Source organism: Pseudomonas sp. GW822-FHT06D10 (assembly GCF_058799535.1).
Genome location: NZ_JBXALN010000005.1, coordinates 1 through 26340, shown reverse-complemented (window position 1 = coordinate 26340; position 26340 = coordinate 1). Strand labels below are relative to the sequence as shown.

At 62.5% G+C, this 26340-nt stretch carries 10 protein-coding genes, 1 rRNA gene and 1 pseudogene; 7 read left to right on the top strand and 5 right to left on the bottom strand.

Features of this window, described 5'->3' with window-relative positions:
• Positions 1-73: 73 nt before the first annotated feature.
• The gene (locus AC1RL5_RS17445; RefSeq protein ID WP_492589464.1) at positions 74-14230 is read left to right on the top strand and encodes a retention module-containing protein; all 14157 of its coding nucleotides are present in this window, start codon (positions 74-76) and stop codon (positions 14228-14230) included.
• 160 nt (positions 14231-14390) lie between these two features.
• Entirely contained in the window at positions 14391-14729 is a 339-nt protein-coding gene (locus AC1RL5_RS17440) for a hypothetical protein (protein ID WP_011058513.1), read from the top strand.
• 56 nt (positions 14730-14785) lie between these two features.
• Here the strand turns inward: AC1RL5_RS17440 and lapD are convergent, their stop codons facing one another.
• Together lapD and lapG are read right to left on the bottom strand one after the other, a co-directional pair.
• Positions 14786-16732, bottom strand: coding sequence for a cyclic di-GMP receptor LapD (gene lapD / locus AC1RL5_RS17435; RefSeq protein ID WP_072453173.1), 1947 nt, complete (start codon positions 16730-16732; stop codon positions 14786-14788).
• Between the two features lie 14 nt (positions 16733-16746).
• Positions 16747-17439 carry a cysteine protease LapG gene (gene lapG, locus AC1RL5_RS17430; protein ID WP_011058511.1) on the bottom strand — a complete coding sequence of 231 codons (693 nt, stop codon included), beginning with the start codon at positions 17437-17439 and terminating at the stop codon, positions 16747-16749.
• A 290-nt stretch (positions 17440-17729) separates the two neighbouring features.
• Between lapG and AC1RL5_RS17425 the strand changes: the two genes are divergently transcribed.
• Positions 17730-18494 (top strand): thioesterase II family protein, encoded by a 765-nt coding sequence (locus AC1RL5_RS17425; protein WP_492589462.1) that lies wholly within the window; start codon positions 17730-17732, stop codon positions 18492-18494.
• A gap of 65 nt (positions 18495-18559) precedes the next feature.
• On the opposite strand, the gene AC1RL5_RS17420 is transcribed toward AC1RL5_RS17425, so the two are convergent.
• Together AC1RL5_RS17420 and AC1RL5_RS17415 are read right to left on the bottom strand one after the other, a co-directional pair.
• Positions 18560-19345 (bottom strand): methyl-accepting chemotaxis protein, encoded by a 786-nt coding sequence (locus AC1RL5_RS17420; RefSeq protein WP_370059459.1) that lies wholly within the window; start codon positions 19343-19345, stop codon positions 18560-18562.
• Between the two features lie 69 nt (positions 19346-19414).
• Positions 19415-20440: pseudogene (locus tag AC1RL5_RS17415) on the bottom strand (HAMP domain-containing protein); the annotation flags it as partial.
• A 314-nt stretch (positions 20441-20754) separates the two neighbouring features.
• Here AC1RL5_RS17415 and AC1RL5_RS17410 point away from each other — a divergent pair.
• The 4 genes from AC1RL5_RS17410 to AC1RL5_RS17395 all read left to right on the top strand — a co-directional run bounded on the left by AC1RL5_RS17410 (position 20755) and on the right by AC1RL5_RS17395 (position 26110).
• Positions 20755-21255, top strand: coding sequence for a sigma-70 family RNA polymerase sigma factor (locus tag AC1RL5_RS17410; protein WP_103408270.1), 501 nt, complete (start codon positions 20755-20757; stop codon positions 21253-21255).
• Between the two features lie 5 nt (positions 21256-21260).
• Positions 21261-22265, top strand: a complete 1005-nt coding sequence (locus AC1RL5_RS17405) for a DUF4880 domain-containing protein (protein WP_072453177.1) — start codon at positions 21261-21263, stop codon at positions 22263-22265.
• A gap of 99 nt (positions 22266-22364) precedes the next feature.
• Positions 22365-24857 carry a TonB-dependent siderophore receptor gene (locus AC1RL5_RS17400; protein WP_093410321.1) on the top strand — a complete coding sequence of 831 codons (2493 nt, stop codon included), beginning with the start codon at positions 22365-22367 and terminating at the stop codon, positions 24855-24857.
• A 71-nt stretch (positions 24858-24928) separates the two neighbouring features.
• Positions 24929-26110, top strand: a complete 1182-nt coding sequence (locus AC1RL5_RS17395; protein ID WP_072453181.1) for a PepSY-associated TM helix domain-containing protein — start codon at positions 24929-24931, stop codon at positions 26108-26110.
• Between the two features lie 154 nt (positions 26111-26264).
• Here the strand turns inward: AC1RL5_RS17395 and rrf are convergent.
• A 5S ribosomal RNA gene (gene rrf / locus AC1RL5_RS17390) occupies positions 26265-26340 on the bottom strand; the annotation flags it as partial.

Here is a 26340-nt window from a genome sequence, read left to right as displayed (position 1 = left end):
TCCTGACTGAGTTGCGGCCCGCGCCCAAGCCGGTACATGGAAGTCGACTGAGCGGTACACCGGAGAGTCCCCAATGAGCAGTGTTGTTGCCATCGTCAAAAGCATTGTCGGCCAAGTTTTCGTGGTTTCCCCGGAAGGGATCCGACGCGTACTCATTGAAGGGGACCGCCTGTTCGTGGGTGACCAGGTAGACACCGGCCCGGCCGGGGCCGTCACCCTGGAGTTGACCGACGGGCGCACTCTGGACCTGGGGCGTGACACCCAGTGGAGCGGTGCCGCACCGGACTCCAGCACGGACCTGGCACAGGCCACCGCTCAGGCCGCCCCTTCGGTGGCAGAACTGCAGCAGGCCATCGCCGCCGGCGCCGACCCGACCACCGACCTGGAAGCCACCGCCGCCGGCCCGACCGCCGCGGGGAATGGCGGCGCGGCCGGTGGTGGCCACAGTTTTGTGCAGTTGGAAGAGACTGCGGGCCGGGTCGACCCGACCATCGGTTTCCCCACCGCTGGCCTGGGGCTGGCCAACTCGACCCAGGACAACACCTTTGGCGGCCTGACCAACAATGGCGGCCTGGGCAATGGCAACGGCAGCGGGAGTGACTCCCTGCGCCCGGCCACCCTGACCCTGGGCGCCACCCCAACCATTACCGAAGCCGGTGGCACCCTGGTGTACACCGCGACCCTGACCCAGGCGCCACTTACCGACCTGACCGTGACCCTGTCCAATGGCGCGGTCATCGTCATCAGCGCCGGCCAGACCACTGGCAGCGTGCAGGTGCCCCTGGCGCCCCAGGACAACGTCTATATCGACCCGGGCCAGATCAGCGTCAGCGTGACCGGCACCACCGGCGGTGGCGGCCTGCTGGTAACGGTCAACCCGACCCCGGCGGTCACCCAGGTCACCGACACCATCGACACCACCACCGTCAGTCTTACCGCTGATACCAGCGTTACCGAGGGCGGGCAGATCACCTACACCGCCACCCTCACCAACCCGGCACAGACTCCGGTGACCATCACCCTGTCCAACGGCTCGGTGATCACTATCGAAGCGGGCAAGTCCAGTGGCTCGATCGACGTCCCAGCGCCAGCCAATGACGTCTACAAGAACGGCGAGACCATCGAAGTCGGTATCATCAAGGCTGAAGGCGGCAACTTCGAGAACCTGCAACCCAGCCCAGACAAAGCGGTCACCACCGTGATCGACAGCATCGACGACACCGGCCTGAGCCTGTCGGCCACCGATACCGTGGCCGAAGGCGGCTCCATCGTCTACACCGCGACCCTGACCAACCCTGCTGGCACCCCGGTCACCGTGACCCTGAGCAACGGCGCAGTGATCACCATCGCTGCCGGTGCCACTTCCGGTACTGCCACCGTCGCGGCCCCTGCCGATGACGTCTACAAGGACGCGGGCAAGGTTGAAGTCACCATCACCAAGGCCGATGGCGGCAATTTCGAAAACCTGGTCACCGACCCGGCTCCGGCAGTTACCGACGTCACAGACACTATCGATACTTCGACCGTCAGCCTGACCGCAACACCAAGCGTGGCTGAGGGTGGCACCGTCGTTTACACCGCATCGGTGACTGCGCCAGTGACCGGTTCGCCGGTAGTCGTCACTCTGTCCAATGGCCAGACCATCACCATTCCAGTGGGCGAGTCGTCCGCCAGCGTGAACTTCACCGCGCCAAACGATGCGTTGGCGGGCGGTAGCTCCCTGAGTACCACCATCACTAAGGCAGACGGTGGCAACTACGAAAAACTGGAAGTCAGCGACAAGCCGGCTGAAACCAGCGTCACCGATACCCCGGACACCACCACTCTGAGCCTGAGCGCGACCGAGTCCGTGGCCGAAGGCGGCTCCATCGTCTACACCGCAACCCTGACCAACGCCGCTGGCACTCCGGTCACCGTGACCTTGAGTAACGGTGCCGTGATCACTATTGCTGCCGGTGCCACTTCGGGCACGGCAACCGTGGCCGCACCTGCCGATGACGTTTATAAGGACGCGGGCAAGGTCGAAGCCACCATCACTAAAGCCGAAGGCGGTAACTTCGAGAACCTGGAAACCAATCCAGCCCCGGCGGTGACTGATGTCACTGACACCATCGACACTTCGACTGTCAGTCTGAGCGCAACTCCAAGCGTGGCTGAGGGTGGCACTGTTGTTTACACCGCGTCGGTGACAGCGCCAGTGACCGGTTCGCCGGTAGTCGTCACTCTGTCCAATGGCCAGACCATCACCATTCCAGTGGGTGAGTCGTCCGCCAGCGTGAACTTCACTGCGCCCAACGATGCTCTGGCTGGTGGTAGTTCCCTGAGCACCACCATTACCAAAGCCGACGGCGGCAACTACGAGAAGCTGGAAGTTAGCGACAAGCCAGCCGAGACTTCGGTTACCGATACCCCGGACACCACCACTCTGAGCCTGAGCGCGACCGAGTCCGTGGCCGAAGGCGGTTCGATCATCTACACCGCAACCCTGACCAACGCCGCTGGTACTCCGGTCACCGTGACCTTGAGCAATGGTGCCGTGATCACTATTGCTGCCGGTGCCACTTCGGGCACGGCAACCGTGGCCGCTCCGGCGGATGACGTCTACAAGGACGCCGGTAAAGTCGAAGTCACCATCACTAAAGCGGACGGTGGCAACTTCGAGAATCTGGAGACCAATCCAGCCCCGGCGGTGACTGATGTCACTGACACCATCGACACTTCGACTGTCAGTCTGAGCGCAACTCCAAGCGTGGCTGAGGGTGGCACTGTTGTTTACACCGCGTCGGTGACAGCGCCAGTGACCGGTTCGCCGGTAGTCGTCACTCTGTCCAACGGCCAGACCATCACCATCCCAGTAGGTGAGTCGTCTGGCAGCGTGAATTTCACTGCTCCCAACGATGCGTTGGCGGGCGGCAGTTCGCTCAGCACCACCATTACCAAAGCCGACGGTGGTAACTACGAGAAACTGGAAGTCAGCGACAAGCCGGCTGAAACCTCCGTCACCGATACTCCTGACACCACCACTCTAAGCCTGAGCGCGACCGAGTCCGTGGCTGAAGGCGGCTCCATCGTCTACACCGCGACCCTGACCAACCCTGCTGGCACCCCGGTCACCGTGACCCTGAGCAACGGCGCGGTGATCACCATCGCCGCTGGCGCTACCTCCGGTACTGCCACCGTCGCCGCTCCGGCTGACGACGTGTACAAAGACGCCGGCAAGGTCGAGGCAACGATCACCAAGGCCGAGGGCGGTAACTTCGAGAATCTGGAGAACAACCCGACTCCAGCCGTCACCGACGTGACTGACACCATCGACACTTCAACTGTCAGTCTGACCGCAACACCAAGCGTCGCCGAAGGCGGCACTGTGGTGTACACCGCCTCCGTGACTGCGCCAGTGACCGGTTCGCCGGTAGTCGTCACTCTGTCCAACGGCCAGACCATCACCATTCCAGTAGGCGAAAGCCAGGGCTCGGTGAACTTCACCGCACCCAACGATGCGTTGGCTGGCGGTAGCTCCCTGAGCACCACCATCACCAAAGCCGACGGTGGTAACTACGAGAAGTTGGAAGTCAGCGACAAGCCGGCAGAGACCTCGGTTACCGATACTCCAGACACTACAACCTTGAGCCTCTCGGCTACTGAGTCCGTGGCCGAAGGCGGCTCCATCGTCTACACCGCCACATTGACCAATGCAGCTGGCACTCCGGTCACTGTGACCTTGAGTAACGGTGCCGTGATCACTATTGCTGCCGGTGCCACTTCGGGCACGGCAACCGTCGCCGCGCCAGCCGATGACGTCTACAAGGACGCCGGCAAGGTCGAGGCAACGATCACAAAAGCCGAGGGTGGCAACTTCGAGAACCTGGAGACCAATCCAGCGCCAGCGGTCACCGACGTTACCGATACCATCGACACCAGCACTGTTTCACTGACGGCTACCCCTAGCGTCGCCGAAGGCGGCACTGTGGTGTACACCGCCTCCGTGACTGCACCAGTGACCGGTTCGCCGGTAGTCGTCACTCTGTCCAACGGTCAGACCATCACCATCCCGGTGGGTGAGTCGTCCGCCAGCGTCAACTTCACCGCGCCAAACGACGCTCTGGCTGGTGGCAGTTCGCTCAGCACGACCATTACCAAGGCGGATGGCGGCAACTACGAGAAGTTGGAAGTCAGCGACAAGCCTGCTGAAACTTCCGTCACCGATACCCCGGATACAACGACCCTGAGCGTGACCGCCACCGATACCGTGGCCGAGGGTGGCTCCATCGTCTACACCGCCACCCTGACCAATGCCGCTGGTACTCCAGTCACCGTGACCCTCTCCAACGGCGCGGTGATCACCATCGCCGCTGGCGCTACTACCGGCACCACCACCGTCGCGGCCCCGGCGGATGACGTCTACAAGGACGCCGGTAAAGTCGAAGTCACCATCACCAAGGCCGAGGGCGGTAACTTCGAGAACCTGGAAACCAATCCAGCGCCAGCCGTGACTGATGTCACTGACACCATCGACACTTCGACTGTCAGTCTGACCGCAACTCCAAGCGTGGCTGAGGGTGGCATTGTTGTTTACACCGCGTCGGTGACAGCACCAGTAACCGGCTCGCCGGTCGTAGTGACCCTGTCCAACGGCCAGACCATTACCATTCCGGTGGGTGAGTCGTCCGCCAGCGTCAACTTCACCGCACCCAACGATGCGTTGGCGGGCGGCAGTTCGCTCAGCACGACCATTACCAAGGCAGATGGCGGTAACTACGAGAAGTTGGAAGTCAGCGACAAGCCTGCCGAGACCTCGGTCACCGATACTCCTGACACCACCACTCTAAGCCTGAGCGCGACCGAGTCCGTGGCTGAAGGCGGCTCCATCGTCTACACCGCGACCCTGACCAACCCTGCTGGCACCCCGGTCACCGTGACCCTGAGCAACGGCGCGGTGATCACCATCGCCGCTGGCGCTACCTCCGGTACTGCCACCGTCGCCGCTCCGGCTGACGACGTGTACAAAGACGCCGGCAAGGTCGAGGCAACGATCACCAAGGCCGAGGGCGGTAACTTCGAGAATCTGGAGAACAACCCGACTCCAGCCGTCACCGATGTGACTGACACCATCGACACTTCAACTGTCAGTCTGACCGCAACACCAAGCGTCGCCGAGGGCGGCACCGTGGTGTACACCGCGTCGGTGACAGCACCAGTAACCGGCTCGCCGGTCGTAGTGACCCTGTCCAATGGCCAGACCATCACCATTCCAGTGGGCGAAAGCCAGGGCTCGGTGAACTTCACCGCTCCCAACGATGCCCTCGCTGGCGGTAGCTCCCTGAGCACTACCATCACCAAGGCGGATGGCGGTAACTACGAAAAGTTGGAAGTCAGCGACAAGCCAGCCGAGACTTCGGTTACCGATACCCCTGACACCACCACTCTGAGCCTGAGCGCTACCGAGTCCGTGGCCGAAGGTGGTTCGATTGTCTACACCGCGACCCTGACCAATGCTGCGGGTACGCCTGTTACTGTCACGCTCTCTAACGGCGCGGTGATCACCATCGCCGCTGGCGCCACTTCCGGTACTGCCACCGTCGCGGCCCCGGCGGATGACGTCTACAAAGACGCCGGCAAGGTCGAAGCCACTATTACCAAAGCCGAGGGTGGCAACTTCGAGAACCTGGAGACCAACCCGGCTCCAGCCGTCACCGATGTTACCGATACCATCGATACTTCGACGGTCAGCCTGACCGCAACACCAAGCGTGGCTGAGGGTGGCATTGTTGTTTACACCGCGTCGGTCACCGCTCCCGTGACTGGTTCCCCGGTCGTAGTGACTCTGTCTAATGGCCAGACCATCACCATTCCAGTGGGCGAGTCTTCCGGCAGCGTGAATTTCATCGCTCCCAACGATGCGTTGGCGGGCGGTAGCTCCCTGAGCACCACCATCACTAAGGCCGACGGCGGCAACTACGAAAAACTGGAAGTCAGCGACAAGCCTGCCCAGACCTCGGTTACCGATACTCCAGACACTACAACTCTGAGCCTCTCGGCTACTGAGTCTGTAGCTGAAGGCGGCTCCATCATCTACACCGCCACCCTGACCAACGCTGCTGGCACCCCGGTCACCGTGACCCTGAGCAACGGCGCGGTGATCACCATCGCCGCTGGCGCTACCTCCGGTACTGCCACCGTCGCCGCTCCGGCTGACGACGTGTACAAAGACGCCGGCAAGGTCGAGGCAGCGATCACCAAGGCCGAGGGCGGTAACTTCGAGAACCTGGAAACCAATCCAGCCCCGGCGGTGACTGATGTCACTGACACCATCGACACTTCGACTGTCAGTCTGACCGCAACTCCAAGCGTGGCTGAGGGTGGCATTGTTGTTTACACCGCGTCGGTGACAGCACCAGTAACCGGCTCGCCGGTCGTAGTGACCCTGTCCAACGGCCAGACCATTACCATTCCGGTGGGTGAGTCGTCCGCCAGCGTCAACTTCACCGCGCCAAACGATGCCCTCGCTGGCGGCAGCTCCCTGAGCACCACCATTACCAAGGCGGATGGCGGTAATTACGAGAAGCTAGAGGTCAGCGACAAGCCTGCCCAGACCTCGGTCACCGATACTCCTGACACTACAACCTTGAGCCTCTCGGCTACTGAGTCCGTGGCCGAAGGCGGCTCCATCGTCTACACCGCAACCCTGACCAACGCCGCTGGCACCCCGGTGACCGTGACGCTGTCCAACGGCGCAGTGATCACCATCGCAGCGGGTGCCACTACCGGCACCACCACCGTCGCGGCCCCGGCGGATGACGTCTACAAAGATGCAGGCAAAGTCGAAGCCACCATTACCAAAGCCGAAGGCGGCAACTTCGAGAACCTGGAGACCAACCCGACTCCAGCTGTGACCGATGTCACCGATACCATCGACACCAGCACCGTTTCCCTGACTGCCACGCCAAGCGTGGCTGAGGGTGGCACTGTTGTTTACACCGCGTCGGTGACAGCACCAGTAACCGGCTCGCCGGTCGTAGTGACCCTGTCCAACGGCCAGACCATCACCATTCCAGTGGGCGAAAGCCAGGGCTCGGTGAACTTCACCGCACCCAACGATGCGTTGGCTGGCGGCAGCTCCCTGAGCACCACCATTACCAAAGCCGACGGTGGCAACTACGAGAAGCTGGAGGTCAGCGACAAGCCTGCCGAGACCTCGGTCACCGATACTCCTGACACCACCACTCTAAGCCTGAGCGCTACCGAGTCGGTGGCTGAAGGTGGTTCCATCGTCTACACCGCGACCCTGACTAATGCCGCTGGTACTCCAGTCACCGTGACCCTGAGCAACGGCGCAGTGATCACCATCGCTGCCGGTGCTACCTCGGGCACAGCGACCGTCGCGGCCCCTGCCGATGACGTCTACAAAGACGCCGGCAAGGTCGAGGCAACGATCACCAAAGCCGAGGGTGGCAACTTCGAGCACCTGGAGACCAACCCGACTCCAGCTGTGACTGATGTCACCGATACCATCGACACCAGCACCGTTTCCCTGACTGCCACGCCGAGCGTGGCTGAAGGTGGAACCGTGGTGTACACCGCCTCCGTGACCGCGCCAGTGACCGGTTCTCCAGTGGTCGTCACTCTGTCCAACGGTCAGACCATCACCATCCCGGTGGGCGAATCGTCCGCCAGCGTCAACTTCACCGCGCCAAACGATGCGTTGGCTGGCGGTAGCTCCCTGAGCACCACCATCACCAAAGCCGACGGTGGTAACTACGAGAAGTTGGAAGTCAGCGACAAGCCGGCAGAGACCTCGGTTACCGATACTCCAGACACTACAACCCTGAGCCTCTCGGCTACGGAGTCCGTGGCTGAAGGCGGCTCCATCGTCTACACCGCCACATTGACCAATGCAGCTGGCACTCCGGTCACTGTGACCTTGAGTAACGGTGCCGTGATCACTATTGCTGCCGGTGCCACTTCGGGCACGGCAACTGTCGCCGCGCCAGCCGATGATGTCTACAAGGACGCCGGCAAGGTCGAGGCAACGATCACCAAAGCCGAGGGTGGCAACTTCGAGAACCTGGAAACCAATCCAGCTCCAGCAGTCACCGACGTGACTGACACCATCGATACGTCGACTGTCAGTCTGACTGCAACACCAAGCGTGGCTGAAGGTGGAACCGTGGTGTACACCGCGTCGGTCACCGCTCCCGTGACTGGTTCCCCGGTCGTAGTGACTCTGTCTAATGGCCAGACCATCACCATTCCAGTGGGTGAGTCGTCCGCCAGCGTCAACTTCACCGCACCCAACGATGCGTTGGCGGGCGGTAGTTCGCTCAGCACGACCATCACCAAAGCCGACGGTGGCAACTACGAGAAGCTGGAAGTCAGCGACAAGCCGGCTGAAACCAGCGTCACCGATACCCCGGACACCACCACTCTGAGCCTCTCGGCTACGGAGTCTGTGGCTGAAGGTGGTTCCATCGTCTACACCGCGACTCTGACTAATGCTGCGGGTACGCCTGTTACTGTCACGCTCTCTAACGGCGCGGTGATTACTATCGCCGCGGGCGCCACTACCGGCACCACCACCGTCGCGGCCCCTGCCGATGACGTGTACAAGGACGCCGGCAAGGTCGAAGCCACCATCACCAAGGCCGAGGGCGGCAACTTCGAGAAGCTGGTGCCGAACACCACGCCAGCCGTGACTGACGTTACCGACACCATCGACAACTCCACCGTGTCGCTCAAGGCCACGCCTTCGGCGGCCGAAGGTGGCAACGTCACTTACACCGCCACCGTCACCGCTCCAGTGACCGGCTCGCCTGTAGTCGTGACCCTGGCCAATGGCGAGAAGATCACCATCCCGGTCGGCGAAACCACCGGTTCGGTGAGCATCAGCGCGCCGAACGATGTGCTGGTCGGCCATACCCCGCTGACCAACTCCATCACCAATATCAGCGGTGGTAACTACGAGAACCTGGTCGCCGACAAGACTCCAGTCAGCACCACCGTGACCGATACCGTCGACACCACCAGCGTCAGCCTGACTGCCACTGGCACCGTCGCTGAGGGCGGCCAGATCACCTACACCGCCACCCTGACCAACGCCGCCGGCACTCCGGTGACCGTGACCCTGAGCAACGGCGCGGTAATCACCATCGCCGCGGGCGCCACTACCGGCACCACCACCGTCGCGGCCCCGGCTGACGACGTGTACAAGGACGCAGGCAAGGTCGAAGCCACCATCACCAAGGCCGAAGGCGGTAACTTCGAGAAGCTGGTGCCGAACACCACGCCGGCCGTGACTGACGTGACCGACACCATCGACAACTCCACCGTGTCGCTCAAGGCCACGCCTTCGGCGGCCGAAGGTGGCAACGTCACTTACACCGCCACCGTCACCGCTCCAGTGACCGGCTCGCCTGTAGTCGTGACCCTGGCCAATGGCGAGAAGATCACCATCCCGGTCGGCGAAACCACCGGTTCGGTGAGCATCAGCGCGCCGAACGATGTACTGGTCGGCCATACCCCGCTGACCAACTCCATCACCAATGTCAGCGGTGGTAACTACGAGAACCTGGTCGCCGACAAGACTCCAGTCAGCACCACCGTGACCGATACCGTCGACACCACCAGCGTCAGCCTGACTGCCACTGGCACCGTCGCTGAGGGCGGCCAGATCACCTACACCGCCACACTGACCAACGCCGCCGGTACTCCGGTGACCGTGACCCTGAGCAACGGTTCGGTGATCCATATCGAGGCTGGGAAAACCACCGGGACGGTCACCGTTGCGGCCCCGGCTGACGACGTGTACAAGGACGCAGGCAAGGTCGAAGCCACCATCACCAAGGCCGAGGGCGGCAACTTCGAGAAGCTGGTGCCGAACACCACGCCGGCCGTGACTGACGTGACCGACACCATCGACAACTCCACCGTGTCGCTCAAGGCCACGCCTTCGGCGGCCGAAGGTGGCAACGTCACTTACACCGCCACCGTCACTGCTCCAGTGACCGGCTCACCTGTAGTCGTGACCCTGGCCAATGGCGAGAAGATCACCATCCCGGTCGGCGAAACCACCGGTTCGGTAAGCATCAGCGCGCCGAACGATGTGCTGGTCGGCCATACCCCACTGACCAACTCCATCACCAATGTCAGCGGTGGTAACTACGAGAACCTGGTCGCCGACAAGACTCCGGTCAGCACCACCGTGACCGATACCGTCGACACCACCAGCGTCAGCCTGACTGCCACTGGCACCGTCGCTGAGGGCGGCCAGATCACCTACACCGCCACCCTGACCAACGCCGCCGGTACTCCGGTGACCGTGACCCTGAGCAACGGTGCGGTGATCCATATCGAGGCCGGGAAAACCACCGGGACGGTCACCGTTGCGGCGCCGGCAGACGACGTCTACATCGACGCAGGCAAGGTCAACGCCACCATCACCAACGCCACTGGCGGCAACTTCGAGAAGCTGGTCACGGACACCACGCCAGCGGTGACCAACGTCACCGATACACTGGACACCACTTCGGTGGGTATCAGCGGCAGCGCCTCGGTCACCGAAGGCCAGACCGCCAGCTACACCGTGAGCCTGACTCACCCGGCGCAGACCGAAGTCACCCTGAAGATCAGCTACAGCGGCACCGCCACCGACGGTTCGGACTTCAGCGGCGTATACACCGTGAAGATCCCGGCCGGCGCCAGCAGCGCCACCTTCAACGTCGCCACCATTGACGACAAGATCACCGAAGGCACCGAGAACTTCACGGTCAAGATCGACTCGGCCACTGGCGGTAACTTCGAGAACCTGGTGGTGGGCAGCAACAACAGCGTCACTACCTCGATCATCGATAACGACGCTCCGCCGGTCATCGACCTGGATGCCAACAACTCCAGCGGTGCTACCGGGGCCGACTACAAGGTCACCTTCACCGAAGGCACCACAGGCCCCGGCGTGTCGATCGCCGACACCGACCTGAGCATCACCGACCCGGACAGCACCCTGCTCACCGGCGCCACCATCGTGCTGACCAACCGCCAGCCGGGGGACTCGCTGAACCTGGGCAACAGCGTCAACGGCATCACCATCAATGCCAACAGCAAGGACGGTTCGATCACCCTGACCCTGTCGGGCAGCGCGACGCTCGCCGACTACATGCAGCAGATCAAGAACATCACCTTCACCAACAACAGTGAAGACCCGAGCACCACGCCACGGACCATCACCGTGACCGTGACCGACGGCGGCAACTACTCCAACGTCGCCACTACCACGGTCAACGTGGTGGCGGTGAACGACGCCCCAACCGCCACTGGCGGCGCCGTGACCGGCAACGAAGACACACCGCTGGCACTGACCTGGTCGAACTTCGGTGTCAGCGACGTTGACAGCCCGGCGTCCAGCCTCGGCGTGAAGATCACCCAGCTGCCCAGCGACGGCAAACTGCAATACCTGGACGGTTCGACCTGGAAGGATGTGGCCAACAACCAGACCTTCAGCAAGGCCGATATCGATGCCGGAAAACTGCGCTTCACACCGGACGCCAACGAATCCGGAACCAATGGCTACGGCGGCAACGGCGTGGGCAACCAGCAAGCCGATTACGCCCAGATCAAGTTCCAGCCAACCGACGGTCAGGCCCTGGGCAACACCGGCACGGTAACCGTCGACATCACCCCGGTAGCCGATGCGCCGACCCTGAGCGTGGCCGGCAACAGCGTGAATTCGGTGGGCCTGCTCAAGGAAGTCTGGACCAACCTCAGCGGCCTGGGCACCGACGGCAGCGGCGCTTCCGCCAGCACTCTGAAATCGGTGATCGACGCTGCCGGCACACCCAACAGCAGCAGCCTGGCGACCAACGTCCAGTCCGACGGCAACATCACGCCGGGCACCGCGTCGAAGACCTCAGGCCTGATCTACCTGGAAGCAGGCAAGGCCTATACCTTCTCCGGCACCGGCGACGACAGCCTGCTGGTGACCATCGGCGGCAAGAACGTGGCCAGCACCACCTGGGGCGCCGGCGGTAACCTCAACGGTACTTTCACCCCGACCACCAGCGGTTACTACACCATCGATATCTACCATCACAACCAGAACGGCGTAGGCAACTACGACGTCAACCTCTCGGTCAACGGCGGGGCTGCGGTGGACCTGAGCAACGCCGGCGTGCCGCTGTACACCGGCATCACCGACCTGACCAACGCCGGAGTCTCGGTGTCCGACCTGCACGGCACCAACGGTGAAGGCTACTACGACGGCTACAAGCTCAACGAGGGCGGCGAAGGCGGCAGCGTGCATCTGTCGAAGATCACCACCGGCCTGACCGATACCGACGGCTCGGAAACCCTCAGCGTGAAGATCAGCGGCATTCCGGCAGGCTCGGTGCTCAGCGATGGTGCCGGGCACACCTTCACCGCCACCGCGACTTCCGGTGAAGCCAACGTCACCGGCTGGAACCTGGGCAACCTGACGGTCACGCCGCCGCCGTACTACAACGGCACCTTCAACCTGAACGTGACCTCGACCTCCACCGAGTCCCTGGGCGGCTCTGCCAGCACTTCGGCGCAGATCCCGGTCAAGGTCTACCCGGCGGTCTACAACTCGGTGGTCGCCACCTCTGGCGACGACACCGTTACCGGCACCGACGGCAACGACATCGTGGTTGCCGACATCGGCGGCCTGACCGTGGTCCCGGGCACCAACTACAACATCGCCTTCATGGTGGACAGTTCCGGCAGCATGAGCAGCGCCTCGATCACCGCGGCCAAGAACTCCCTGACCTCGGTGTTCAATACCCTGAAGAACAGCATCGGCGGCAGCAGCTCGGGGACGGTGAACATCTTCCTCGCCGACTTCGATACCCAGGTCAACAAGTCGGTATCGGTTAACCTCAACGACCCGAATGCCCTGGCCCAGCTCAAGGCAGTGCTGGATTCGATGACGTCCGGCGGCGGTACCAACTATGAAGACGTGTTCAAGGCCACGGCCAACTTCTTCCAGAGCAGCCAGGCCACCGGCAACAGCAACGCCACCAACCTGACCTACTTCATCACCGACGGTCAGCCGACCTACTACCAGAGCGGCGAGCAGACCAACCCGACGCTGTACGGCAACGTGCGCCTCGACGATGTGGTGACTACCAGCAACTACAAGCTGGGGGATACCTTCAGCAGCTACATCGACAACACCCACTACCTCTCCGTGAACTCTAGCGGTTCGGTGGTCCTGCAGACCTACACCAATGGCTGGGGCTGGAGCAGCAAGACCCTGGGCACCCTGCACGCCCAGGGCGACGGTACCTACGAGCTGTCGAACCTGGCCGGCTCCGGCAGCAGCACCGACTACTACACCACCATCAACTCCAACAGCGGCTTTGCCCTGCTCAGCGGCCTGTCGAACGTCGAAGCCATCGGCATCAACAGTGGTGTCAGCCTCAACGACCTCAAGCCCTACGACAGCGACGGCAAGCCGCAGACCAACATCGACCCGAACGACCTGGCCAACTCGATCATCGGCCACACCGAAGCGACCATGCCGGGGGCCGACAAGGTCAGCGGCGGCGACGGCAACGACATCCTGTTCGGCGACCTGGTGAGCTTCAACGGCGTCGCAGGCGAGGGCTACCAGGCCATGCAGGCCTATGTGGCCAAGCAGACCGGGATCGACGTGAGCAAGGTCACCACCAGCAACGTGCACCAGTACATCACCGAGCACTACACCGAGTTCGATGTGTCTGGCAGCCACGACGGCAACGACACTCTGCTGGGTGGTGCCGGCAATGACATTCTCTTCGGCCAGGGCGGCAACGATCTGCTGGACGGCGGCAAGGGCAATGACATCCTGCTGGGGGGTACCGGCAACGACACCCTGATCGGTGGCAAGGGCAACGATATCCTGATCGGCGGTTCGGGTGCCGACACCTTCGTCTGGAAGGCCGGCGACACCGGCAACGACGTGATCAAGGATTTCAAGGCCAGCGAAGGCGACCGCATCGACCTGCGTGACTTGCTGCAGGGCGAGAGCGCCAGCACCATCGACAACTTCCTCAAGATCACCACCGTGGACGGGGTCTCGACCCTGCAGGTCAGCTCCGAGGGCAAGCTCAACGCCGCCGGGGGCCTGGCCAACGCCGACGTGACGATCAAGCTGGAAGGCAACAACTGGTCCAACGCCAACATCAATTCGTTGATCGCCGGCAGCGACCCGACCATCAAGATCGATCACAACAACAGCTGACCGGTCCCTAGCGGCCACCCCCAGGGTGGTCGCCGGGCCCCGGCAGGCAGCCCGCGGCGTGACGAGCGCCGCGGCGCACCGCATACTCGCGCTCTGAATGCTGCGTTGGCCTATGCTGCTGCCTGCCTGACGCCGGAAACACATGCCTGAGGGATTCGCCATGTTCTACGTGCAACGCGATGCACAGGGCCAGCTGATTCGCGTGGAAGCCGCCGCTTACGCCGAGGCCACCGAGACGCTGCCCGCCGACCACCACGAGATCCAGACCTGGTACGCCAACGAGGCGGTGGAAGTCAGTCTCAAGCAACTCAAGCAAAGCGACCTGGAAATGATCCGGGTGCTGGACGACCTGATCCAGCTCCTGACCCTCAAGGGCGTGATCCGCATCACCGACCTGCCGGCCGCGGCCCAGGCCAAGCTGATGGACCGCACCCAGGCCCGCGAGGCGCTGGGCGGTTTGAGCCGGTTGATCAATGACGATGAAACCGGACTGATCTGAACCCTTTTCGCCAGCCGACTCCTACTGTAGGAGCCGGCTCGCCGGCGAAAGTGGTTTCAACCCCAGGGGGCCGGCTCGCCGAACAGCTGGCCCTGCACCCCGTACAAGCCCATCTCGCGAATCACCTGCAGCTCGCCCTCGGTCTCGACCCGTTCGGCAATCAGCGGCAGGTCGATGCTGTGGGCCGCGCGCTGGATGGCTTCGATAAACAGGCGCTTGTCGCTTTCCTGATCGATGTCGCGGATGTAGCTGCCATCGATCTTCAGGTACGCCAGCCCCAGGCGCGCCAGGTTGCCGATCATGCTGAAGCGCCCACCGAAGCGTTGCAGGCTGAGGGAGAAACCCAGCTCGCGCAGGCGCCGGGTCAGCTGTTCCAGCATGGCCTGCTCGGGTAATTGCTCTTCACCGATCTCCAGGGTCAGGCGCGGGCCCAGGTCGGAATGCTGGCGGAGGATCTCGAACACCCGATTCAGGGCGTGCGGGTCCGCCAGGGTCGCCGCCGACAGGTTCAGCGCCAGGCAGTCTTCGTGGCTCGCCATCTGTCTCAGCACCTGTTCGAGCATCAGCAGATCCAGGCGCGAGGTCCAGCCGAAACGCTCCAGCCACGGCAGGAAACGCCCGGCCGGAATGGTCTGGCCCAGTTCATCCAGCAGCCGCGACAGCACTTTGTAGTGCAGCACCAGGTGGGTGTCTCGAGCGGCCACCACCGGCTGGAAGTACAGCTGGAAGTGCTGCTCCGACAGCGCCCGGTCCAACAGCCGGTGCCAGCCATGGTGGTCATCCCCGACCTGGGCACTGGCGCCTTGATCGAGGCAGGCCCAGCTGGTGTCACCCTGGGCTTCGGCCTGGGCCAGGGCCTGGTCGCCGAGGCTCAGCACCGCTTGCGGCGAATCACCGTGAGCAAACGCCGCCAGGCCGATGGAGGCCACTGAGGCAACATCGGTGGCGCCGGTGGCGTGCAGGTTGCCCAGGGCACTGTCCAGGCTCTGGGCCAGCTGGATGGCTTCCTCACGCACCAGCCCCGGCGCCAGCACCGCGAACTCGCCACCACGGACCCGGGTGACCAGGTTGTGGGTTTCCGGGTACTTGTCGCACTCGCGCAGCAGTTGTTCACCCACCGCCTTGAGCAACTGGTCGGTGCGCTGGCCGCCCAGGCGCTGGTTCAGCCCGGCCAGGTCCTTGACCCGCAACAGCAGCAGGTAGCCGGAACTGGCCTGCTCGGGGTTGCTTACGCGGGCGTGCAGCTGCATTTCGAAATAACGCCGGTTGGCCAGCCCGGTCAGGCTGTCCTGATAGGACTCGGTGCGCAGTTTCTCGCTACGCTCGGCCTGCTCCTGGAACAGCGCCTTGAGCTTCTCGACCATCTGGTTCATGGCCTGCACCACCCGCCGCAGCTCCGGAGTCCGGGGCAATTGCGGCAGGCTGAGGAATTCACGACGGGCAATGGCGTGGGACTGCTGGACCATGTAGTCCAACGGCTTGAGCTGGCGCCGCAGCAGCAGGGCGCCGAGCACCGCGCTCACCGCACCGCAGATCAACAGCCAGCCCAGGCTGCCCAGGGCGCTTTGCCAGAGCTTGGCCACGGCGAACATCGGGTGGCTGAGCACCTCGACCCGTGCCGCCTGTTCCCAGCCGCGACTGACGATGGCATCGCCACCCGCCGGTTCCAGGCCGATCAGGCTGACAAACCAATGGGGCACGTTGCCGACTTCCGGGATGCCGCTGCGCTCGACAAGGGTCTTGTCGGTGGCCAGGTCCACCACCCGGATACTGGCGTAGTAGCCACTGTCAAAGATCGAGCTGACCATCAGCTCGACCATCGCCGGGTCGTCGATGTTCGGCGTCAGCGACAGCGCCAGGGCAGTGGCGGCATCCTGGGCGTGGGAGCGCAGCTGATTGACATACTGGGTGCGCGAGCTTTCCAGGCTGACCATGAAGCTGCCGCTGAAGGCGACCACCAGGAACACACAGATTGCGATCAACAGTTGTTTGAACAAAGACATCTGAGCTCGTGCTCCTAGTTAGTCGTCTCGACCGGAAAACCTTCGGCCTGCATTTTTTTCAACACGTCCTGCCAACGGGACAGGCGCTTGGTGTCGCCCACCCGCTTGTTGCCCTTGGCCCCGGGCAGCCACAGACCCTCGGCATTGAAGGAGTACACCGGCAACAGGTCGGTGCGCTCGCTGGCCGGGCGGATCGAGTCTTCCAGGCTGTCGAGCACCAGAGGCATGGCCTCCGGGCTGGAATAGTAGGTCAAGACCATGTGCGCACGGTTCTGGCGCAGGGCCTTGACGTAGGTGATGCGCAGTTTGTCACTGGAAACCCCGAGGTGGCGCAGGCTGAAATACTTGGCGATCGCGTAGTCCTCGCAATCGCCGGCGCCCTTCCACAATGCCTCGATCGGCGTTTCCCAATAATCCACCTGGTGCCACAGATCGATGTCTTCCACGTAGCGCATGTTCTTGTTGAAGAACAGGTTGACCACCTTCAACTGTTCGCGCTCGGGCACCTGCTTTTGCGTGGCCAGCAGGTGCTGCCAGGCATCGATGCGCGGCTGCCCTTCGCCCAGCGGACCGTAGAGCGCCGTGGCACGGCGGCTGATCAGGGAGAAATCCCAGTCGGCGTGCAGGCTGCCCAGCAGTGCGCCGGCCAGCAGCAATGCCGCGCAGAACCAGCGCAGGGTCCGAGAAAGAGCTAAACGTGCCGCCAATGCAATGCGTCCATGGGAGCTATCGTAAATCGGCTGATGGTGAAGGCTGGCCCGGCAAAAAACAATGGCACCTTACAATCACCAGCCGCCGGAAAAGAGCCGGCGCGAAACATTCAGAGCATAGCCGCAAGCCGCGTTCCGGCGACGAACAGCAACCGCCCGCCCGGCCCGGCACACGCGTGCCTTCACGGACGACAGGCACTATGTTAGAAACCATCCGCAGACTGCGACGCCCTCTTCAGGCTGCCTCTGGCCGGCGCAGTGCCGGCCCACTTGCTTAAGGAAAAGCTGTGTACACCGACACCCGACAATGGACGCTGGTGATCAAACCCGGGCAAGCCACCCGGATCCGCCTGATCTGCTTTCCCCAGGCCGGGGCGGCAGCCGAGCAAATGCGGTTCTGGTCCAGTGGCCTGGCCGATCATATCGAGCTGGTGGTGCTCAACCTGCCGGGGCACGGTCCGCGCCGTGACGAAGCGCCCTGCGACAACTGGCCCAGCCTGCTGGAAAACACCTTCACCGCCCTCGACCCCTGGCTCGGCGAGCCCCATGCGCTGTTCGGCCACGGCCTGGGCGCGCTGCTGGCCTACGAGACCAGCAAGCATGCCCAGGAACGCTTTCCCCAGCAGACCCGCCACCTGTTCGTCTCCGGCTGTCGCAGCCCGGATAGCCTGCCGCGCCGGCCCTTGCTCCACTCCCTGCCCATCGCCGCGTTTCGCGAGGCGATCCTGACCCTCGGCGCCAGCCCCCTGGAGATGCCCCGCGGGCAGAACGACCTGCAATCCTACGAACGCCTGCTGCGCAACGGCCTGAAGCTTTTCGAAACCTGGTACGACACCTCCAGCGGCTGCCTGGATGTGCCGTTGACGGCCTTCTACGGCAGCGAGGACCCGCTGGCCACGGCCAACCTCATGCTCAACTGGCGCGAGTTCACCGGCCGCGAGTTCGAGCTGATCGAAGTGGCCGGCAATCACTTCTTCATCAAGTCCCAGCGCCAGCGCTTGTTGCAGGTGATCAATACTCACCTGGGGCTGCTGGGCGACCACCCGGCCTGATCGGTACCCATGAAAAAGCCCGCCCTGCCGTGAGGCGGGAGCGGGCTTGAAAGTGACGCGAAACGTCAGATCTTGAAGCTGTCCACCAACTGCTTCAGGCGGCTGGCCTGCTGCGACAGGGCATCGCAATCCTTCAGGGTTTCGTTGAGGTTGGCCACGCCCTGCTGGTTCAGCAGATTGATCTGGTTGATGTCGACATTGAGGGTCTCCACCACGGCCGTCTGCTCTTCGGTCGCCGCCGCCACCGACTGGTTCATGCCATCGATCTCGCCGATCCGCTGAGTCACGCTGACCAGCCGCGCGCCGGCCTGGTTGGCCACTTCGACGCTCTCTTCGCTGGACGCCTGGCTGGCGTTCATGGTCGACACCGCCTCACGGGAGCCGACCTGCAAGGAGGTGATCATCTTGTGGATCTCTTCCGCCGACTCCTGGGTGCGATGAGCCAGGTTGCGCACCTCGTCGGCCACCACGGCGAAGCCACGACCGGCTTCGCCGGCACGGGCCGCTTCGATGGCCGCGTTGAGGGCCAGCAAGTTGGTCTGCTGGGAGATGCCCTTGATCACATCGAGAATGTGCCCGATGTTGTCGGTGCTGGCGTTCAGGGTCTCGATCTGGGTGCAGGACAGGCTGATCTTCTGCGACAGCTCGGTCATGGCCTGGATGGTCTGTTCCACCACTTGGCGACCGTCGTCGGCCTGCTCGCTGGCGCCACTGGCGTGCTGCGAGGCATCGGCGGCGTTACGGGCGATTTCCTGGGTTGCGGCCCCCAGTTCGTTGATCGCGGCGGCCACGCTGTTGGTGCGGGCGCTCTGCTCGTCGGAACCGATGATCGAAGCGTTGGACGAAGCCATCACGCGCTGGGACAGGTCGTGTACCTGGCGGGTGGCCGAGGACACTTCGGAAATCGAGGCATGGATCCGCTCGACGAACTGGTTGAACGAGCTGCCCAGTTCGCCGAATTCGTCCTTGCTCTCCACCACTAGGCGCCGGGTCAGGTCGCCCTCGCCCTGGGCGATGTCCTGCATCGCACGGCCCATGGTGATCAGTGGGCGCATCAACACCTGGATCAGCAGGGTCAGCAGTACGGCGATCACCGCCACGGCGATAAACATCGCGATCAAGGCGGAAGTACGGAATTGGCTCAGCGGTGCGTAGGCCTTGTCCTTGTCGATGGACAGACCGATGTACCACTCGGCATTCGGCAAGCCGGTCACCGGGGTGAAGGAGAGGATGCGTTCCTGTTTGTTCAGGACCACTTCCTGGTTGCCGTTTTCGATCCGTACGTTGGCGCCGGGGTAGATGTCCTTGAGGTTCTTCATCACCTGGTCCTTGTCCGGGCTGACGATCACTTGACCGTCGGCACTGACCAAGAAGGCGTGGCCCAGGCCACCGAAATCCACCGAGTTGATGATCTTCACCAGGGTTTCCAGGCTCAGGTCGCCACCAACCACGCCCAGCAGTTCACCCTGCTTTTTCACCGGCATGGCGATGGTCACCACCAGGCCACCGACAGCCGCCATGTAGGGCGGGGTCAGCATGGTCTTGTCGGCGGCGACGGCCTGCTTGTACCAGGGGCGCTGACGCGGGTCGTAGCCGTCGGGCATCTTCGCGTCAGGGCGCTGGGTGAAGGTGCCGTTGGCCTGGCCGACGTAGGTGAACTGGAAGTTCGAGGTAAAGGCCGGTTGGTCCACCAGCCCTGGGAAATCTGCGTTCTGACCTTGGTGAGCAACGTTCTGCGCGAGGTTCTCGAGCACCAGGATCCGCCCGCTCATCCAGTTCTGCACACTGCTGGAGGTGAGCTCACCGGCCTGCTGGATAGAGGATTCGAGGTTCTGTCGGATGGTGTTTCGCTGCAGGTAGTCGTTGTACAAGGTGAACAACGCAAAAGCCAGAACCACTACGCCGGAGGCGGCCAAAAGGATTTTATGGCTGAACTTGAGATTCATTTCATGGGACTTCTTATGCCGAAAGTGGGGATGCGTCCGTAATGCAACATTCCATGTAACAGCGCAGGCGATGTTCTCTGACCGCTCTACTTTGGTGCACGCATGTCTTATCAGTCTTTCGGCAAGAATCTGCGAACCCTTAGAGATTTTTCTGAATTACTCGCCTGAATTTACCTAATCCCGCCGAACGGTGTTCCAGAGCATCCGCGGCACATTTTCAGATGACCGACAGCGCGCTGCTTATTGCCAAATCGATAAAGCCTCAATGACAATGCGACTAATTATCATTAGTGACACTCAGGCAATCCGCGTCCATGTCATCACCCGAGTTCGCCATACAGACGCTCTACAGCCATCACCATGGCTGGCTCAACTGCTGGCTGCGCCAGCGCCTGGGCAATGCCGCGGATGCTGCCGACCTGGCTCAGGACACCTTCGTACGCCTGCTGCAGAAAACTGAACGTCTGGAACTCAAGGCCCCCCGGGCTTTTTTACGCACCATCGCCCGGGGGCTGGTAATCGATCACTGGCGCCGCGAGGAAATCGAACGAGCCTATCTGGAAACCATCGCCCACTTGCCCGAAGCCGAAACACCCGGCGCTGAAGCTCGGGCGTTGATTCTGGAGCTGCTGGAAAGCATTGCGCGGATGCTTGAAGGGCTGAAGCCGAAAGTACGTCAGGCTTTTCTCCTGGCTCAGTGCGAGGAACTTACCCACAAGCAGATTGCTCAGCAGATGGGCCTATCCCTGCGTACCGTCGAGCGTTATGTCGCCCAGGCGCTCTACCATTGCTACCTGCTGCGCTACGAGAGCTGAAGCCTGTGGATAACTTTCCCGCCAGCCTGCCGCTCAAGCCCAATCCCGATCACCTGGTGGTCAAGCAAGCAATCAACTGGTTGCTGCGCCTGCGCAACAACGGTGCCAACCCCAAGCTGCAGCAACAGTGCGATCTGTGGCGGGCGGCGCACCAGGAGCACGAACTGGCCTGGCAGCGGGTGCAATCGTTGCAGCAGGAACTCACGGCCAACCTGCGTTCGGTGCCGGGGGCTCAGGTGGCCTTGCATACCCTGGAACACAGCAGTCAGCGCCTGGACCGGCGCCAGGCCCTGAAACTGCTCAGTGGCGCCCTGCTCCTGGGCTCCAGTGCCTGGGTCGGCAAGGATCTGCTGGGCTGGCAACAATGGAACGCAGACTTTGCCACCGCCGTCGGCGAGCAGCGGGGCTTCCAGTTGCCCGATGGCACCCGCCTGGAACTCAACACCGACAGCGCGGCGGACCTCAACTTCAATGCCGAGCAGCGCCTGATCAAACTGCGCCGGGGCGAGATCATGGTGTCCTGTGGAGCCGATCACGGCCCTGCCCGCCCGCTGCTGGTGGAGAGCCGCCACGCCCTGCTGGAAGGCTTCGACGCCCGCTTCGTGGTGCGCATGGAGGAACGCTGCACGCGCCTGAGCGTGACCCACGGCAGCGTGGCCATTCATGCGCCGCACACCGCCGATGGCCGTAGCGCCCGGGTGGAAGCAGGTCAGAGCTATCAGATCAGCCATGGCCTGGCCGAACCTGCGGCCCCCCTGGCGATGGACGTCGGCGCCTGGGCCGATGGCCTGATCGTTACGCGCAACATGCGCCTGGACGACTTCCTCCAGGAGGTCGGCCGCTATCGCCATGGCTATCTGGGCTGCTCGGCAGCGGTCGGCAATCTGCGCCTTTCAGGTGTGTTCCGCCTGGAAGACACCGACAAGTTGCTGGCCATCCTGCCCCAGACCCTGCCAGTGCAGTTGCGCTACCGCACCCGTTGGTGGGTGACCTTGGGGCCCGTGGCTTGAAATTCACTGGGGTGATTTTTTTTGGCGGGTTTTGCCAGGACGTCCGGCTTAGTCAGTAAGCACTTCAATCTGCTTCCTGCGACTTCAACGGAACCTACCATGACTCTGCGCGACACCCGCCCAAGCTCTCCCTGCGCCCGCCCCTTGCGCCAAGCCATCCACGCCGCCCTGCTGTGCTCCAGCATCGGTCTCGGCACAGTGGCGCCCCAGGTGCTGGCCGCCGATAGGGCTGTTGATGCCCCGCGTCACAGCTACAGCGTGGCCCCGGGCAACCTCGGCGATGCCCTCAACCAGTTCGCCCGGCAGGCCGGGATCACCCTGTCCACCACCCCAGCCCTGACCCAGGGCATGCAGTCCCCCGGGCTCCAGGGCGACTACTCCATTCCCCAGGGCCTGAACCAGCTGCTGCGGGGTTCGGGACTGGAGGCGGTCAGCCAGGACGGCGGCAGCTACGTGCTGCGGCCCCTGCCCCAGGGCAGCGCCCTGACCCTGCCCGCCACTGAGGTCAAGGGCTTCGCCCTGGGCAACGCATTGGGCAGCATGGAGGGCTACAACGCGACGCACAGTCAGATCGCCACCAAGACCAGTACCGCGTTGCTGGAGACCTCGCAAAGCGTCTCGGTGGTCACCCGTGAACAGATCGACGACCAGGGCGCGCAAACCGTCGCCCAGACCATGCGCTACACCCCCGGCGTGCTGACCAATCCCTATGGCGCCACCCATCGCTACGACTATGTAGCGATGCGCGGCTTCAACGATGGTTCGGTGGACAACATCTACCTCGATGGCCTCAAGTCCATGGGTGACAGCGGCACCTACAGCAGCATGCAGGTCGACCCCTACTTCCTCGAACGGGTGGATATTCTCAAGGGCCCCTCATCGGTGCTTTATGGCCGCAGCTCCCCTGGCGGCCTGGTGGCCCTGACCAGCAAAAAGCCTCTCTACGAGCCCTATCACCAGATTCAGGCAACCGTGGGCACCCAGGGCAAACAGGGCCTGGGGTTCGACTTCAGCGGCCCGCTCGATGACGACAAGCGCATTGCCTATCGGTTGATCGGCCTGACGGACAAGTCCGACACTCAGTTCGACCACGCGAAGGAAAAACGCTTCGCCCTGTCGCCGACCCTGAGTATCGACTTCAGTGAAGACACCTCCCTGACGCTCCAGGCCTATTTGCAGAATGACCCCGATGGCGGCTACCACGGCGGCATGCCCGCCAACGGCACCCTGAACCAGCGCAATGGCCAGCGCATTTCTGAGCATTTCTTCGAGGGCGAGCCCGGCGTGGATGGCTACAAGCGCGATCAACAGTCCTTCGGCTATCAGTTCGAGCATCGCTTCAACGACACCTTCACCGCCCGCCAGAACTTCCGCTACCTGGACTCCAAGGTGAAGCTCGACCAGGTCTATGCCTATGGCTGGACCAATGCCACCAGCAACGACCTGAACCGCTATTACTCGGGCGGAGATGAGAAGCTCCACTCCTTCATCGTCGATAACATGCTGCAGGCCGAACTACTCACCGGCGACGTCAAGCACACCTTACTGCTGGGAGCCGACTATCAACGGCGCAAGACCGTGGTCGACTGGGACCAGGGAACGCTGCAGCCGATCAATGCGTTCAACCCGGTCTATGGCAACTCGACGATCAACTACTACAGCCACACCAGCTATTTGCGGCGCCTGGAACAGACCGGCGTGTACTTGCAGGACCTGATCGAGCTGAACAAATGGCGCTTCTCCCTGGGGCTGCGCCAGGACTGGGTGGAGACCTCGGATGAAAACCGCCTGGCTGAAGCCCAGCGTCCACTGGGCACCGAAATCAGCGACAAACGCACCAAGCTCACTGGACGTGCGGGCGCGCTCTATCTGTTCGATAACGGTCTGGCGCCTTACGTCAGCTATTCCGAGTCATTCAACCCCAACTCCTACGCAGACAGCGCAGGCAATCCGCTGCCACCTACCGACGGCACTCAATGGGAAGTCGGGCTGAAATATCAGCCACCAGGTACGGACAACTTGTTCACTGCCTCGTTGTTCCGCATCGACCAGGAGAACCTGGCGTCGAAGCTGCCCCAGGAAAACTTCTATCGTGCGGTGGGTGCTGTTCGCTCCCAGGGGCTGGAGCTGGAAGCCCACATGCAACTCACCGACAACCTGAAACTGCTGGGCAGCTATACCTTCACCGACATCCAGTATTCGAAGTCGATGACCAGCACCCTGAGCAGCGCCACCAACCTCATCGAGAACAAGGGCAACTCGCCTACTCAGGCACCTCGGCAGATGGCATCGCTGTGGGCCGACTACAAGTTCGACAGCGCGGCGCTGGATGGCCTGCGCTTGGGCGGCGGTGTGCGCTATGTGGGCTACAGCTGGGCCGATGCCGAGAACACCATGAAGGTACCGGCCTACACGCTCTTCGATGCCTCCATCGGCTATGACCTGGGCAAGCTGGGCCTCAAGGGAGTGGATGTACGGCTCAATGCCAACAACCTGACCAACGAGTCCTACGTCGCCTCCTGTGCAAGCTTGAGCTACTGCTACCTGGGCGAAGAGCGCAATGTCGCCGCCACGGTGAGCTACCAGTTCTGATCTAGGTTGACGCCAACAAAGCCAGCGCCTGTCAGCAGCCGCTGGCTTTGTCGTCTCTACGGGAAAATGTCATGCGCGCCATTCTGGTTCTATTGCACCGCTACATGGGCCTGGCCACCGCAGTGTTCCTGCTGCTGGCCGGGCTGACCGGGAGTGTCCTGGCCTTTCATCACGAGCTGGATGAGTGGCTCAACCCCGAGTTCTATCACACGCCTGGCAAGGGGCCGGTGCTGGCCCCCGGCGCACTGGTGGATCGCGTTCAGGCCGAGCACCCGAGGCTGCAGGTCTGGTACATGGAATATCCACAAGAAGCCGGGCATGCCGCGCTGCTGGCAGCGGTGCCACGCACCGACCCGGCCACCGGCCAACCGTATACCGAGCGCAATCAAGTATTTTACTTGGACCCGGTTACGGCCCATCAGCAGGGGCAGCGCTTTTGGGGCGCCTGCTGCTTCCAGCGGCAGAACCTGGTGCCTTTTCTGCTGGAGTTCCACTACAACCTGAGCCTGCCCGGCAATTGGGGGCTGTGGTTGATGGGGTTGGTGGCCATTGCCTGGGTCATCGACTGTTTTGTTGCCTTGCTGCTGACCCTGCCTCGTGGACGGCCGTTCTGGCACAAGTGGGCCACGGCCTGGAAGATCAAGGGCGGCCATGCCTATCGGCTCAACTTCGACCTGCATCGCGCCGCAGGCTTGTGGTTATGGCTGCTACTGCTGCCGATCGCCATCAGTAGCGTAGCCATGAACCTGCCGAGCCAGGTGTTCAAACCCGTGGTGTCATTGCTCTCGTCCATCGAACCCAGCGTCTATGAAGCTCGGGGACGAGTACCGGCGGCAGAGCTGGGGATAACCCGGCTGACTTATCAACAGGCCTATGAACGGGCTCTGGAAGAGGGGCAGCGGCTGGGCTTGAAGGAGACGATTGGTGAGTTGTATTACAGCTTTGAATACAACTTCTATGGAGCAGGTTTTGGTCGGCATGACAGCCAAACCCATGGTAAGTCCTGGCTGTTCTTCCACGGTACGGATGGGCGCTTGCTGGGGCAGGAGATAGCGGGGCAAGGCACCCTCGGAGAGCGCTTCTACCGACTGCAACTGCCCATACATGGAGGCAGGATCATCGGTACCACGGGGCAGGTGATCATTGCTCTATTGGGCGTTCTGATTGCCGTGCTGGCACTGACCGGCATCTATATCTGGTGGCGTAAGTTAATCGCCCGTAGAAGCAGCAAGATGCGTAAGAACAGGGCGTAAGGGGCAAACAAATGTGGTCTTGATGACTGCTTACTCGATGCTGATGAAGCCCTGAATCCACCCTGCAATCTGCTTCTGCCACACAGCCCTGGCTTTATAGCGCACAAAAACAAAACCCCTGTCTGCGTGAGCAGACAGGGGTTTTGGAATTTGATCTTGACGATGACCTACTCTCACATGGGGAAACCCCACACTACCATCGGCGATGCATCGTTTCACTTCTGAGTTCG

Bases quoted from the DNA above. Each gene is read 5' to 3' on its own strand.
- AC1RL5_RS17445 (WP_492589464.1), top strand. From the start codon at position 74: ATGAGCAGTGTTGTTGCCATCGTCAAAAGCATTGTCGGCCAAGTTTTC.
- AC1RL5_RS17440 (WP_011058513.1), top strand. From the start codon at position 14,391: ATGTTCTACGTGCAACGCGATGCACAGGGCCAGCTGATTCGCGTGGAA.
- lapD (WP_072453173.1), bottom strand. From the start codon at position 16,732: ATGTCTTTGTTCAAACAACTGTTGATCGCAATCTGTGTGTTCCTGGTG.
- AC1RL5_RS17420 (WP_370059459.1), bottom strand. From the start codon at position 19,345: ATGGCTTCGTCCAACGCTTCGATCATCGGTTCCGACGAGCAGAGCGCC.
- AC1RL5_RS17410 (WP_103408270.1), top strand. From the start codon at position 20,755: ATGTCATCACCCGAGTTCGCCATACAGACGCTCTACAGCCATCACCAT.
- AC1RL5_RS17400 (WP_093410321.1), top strand. From the start codon at position 22,365: ATGACTCTGCGCGACACCCGCCCAAGCTCTCCCTGCGCCCGCCCCTTG.
- AC1RL5_RS17395 (WP_072453181.1), top strand. From the start codon at position 24,929: ATGCGCGCCATTCTGGTTCTATTGCACCGCTACATGGGCCTGGCCACC.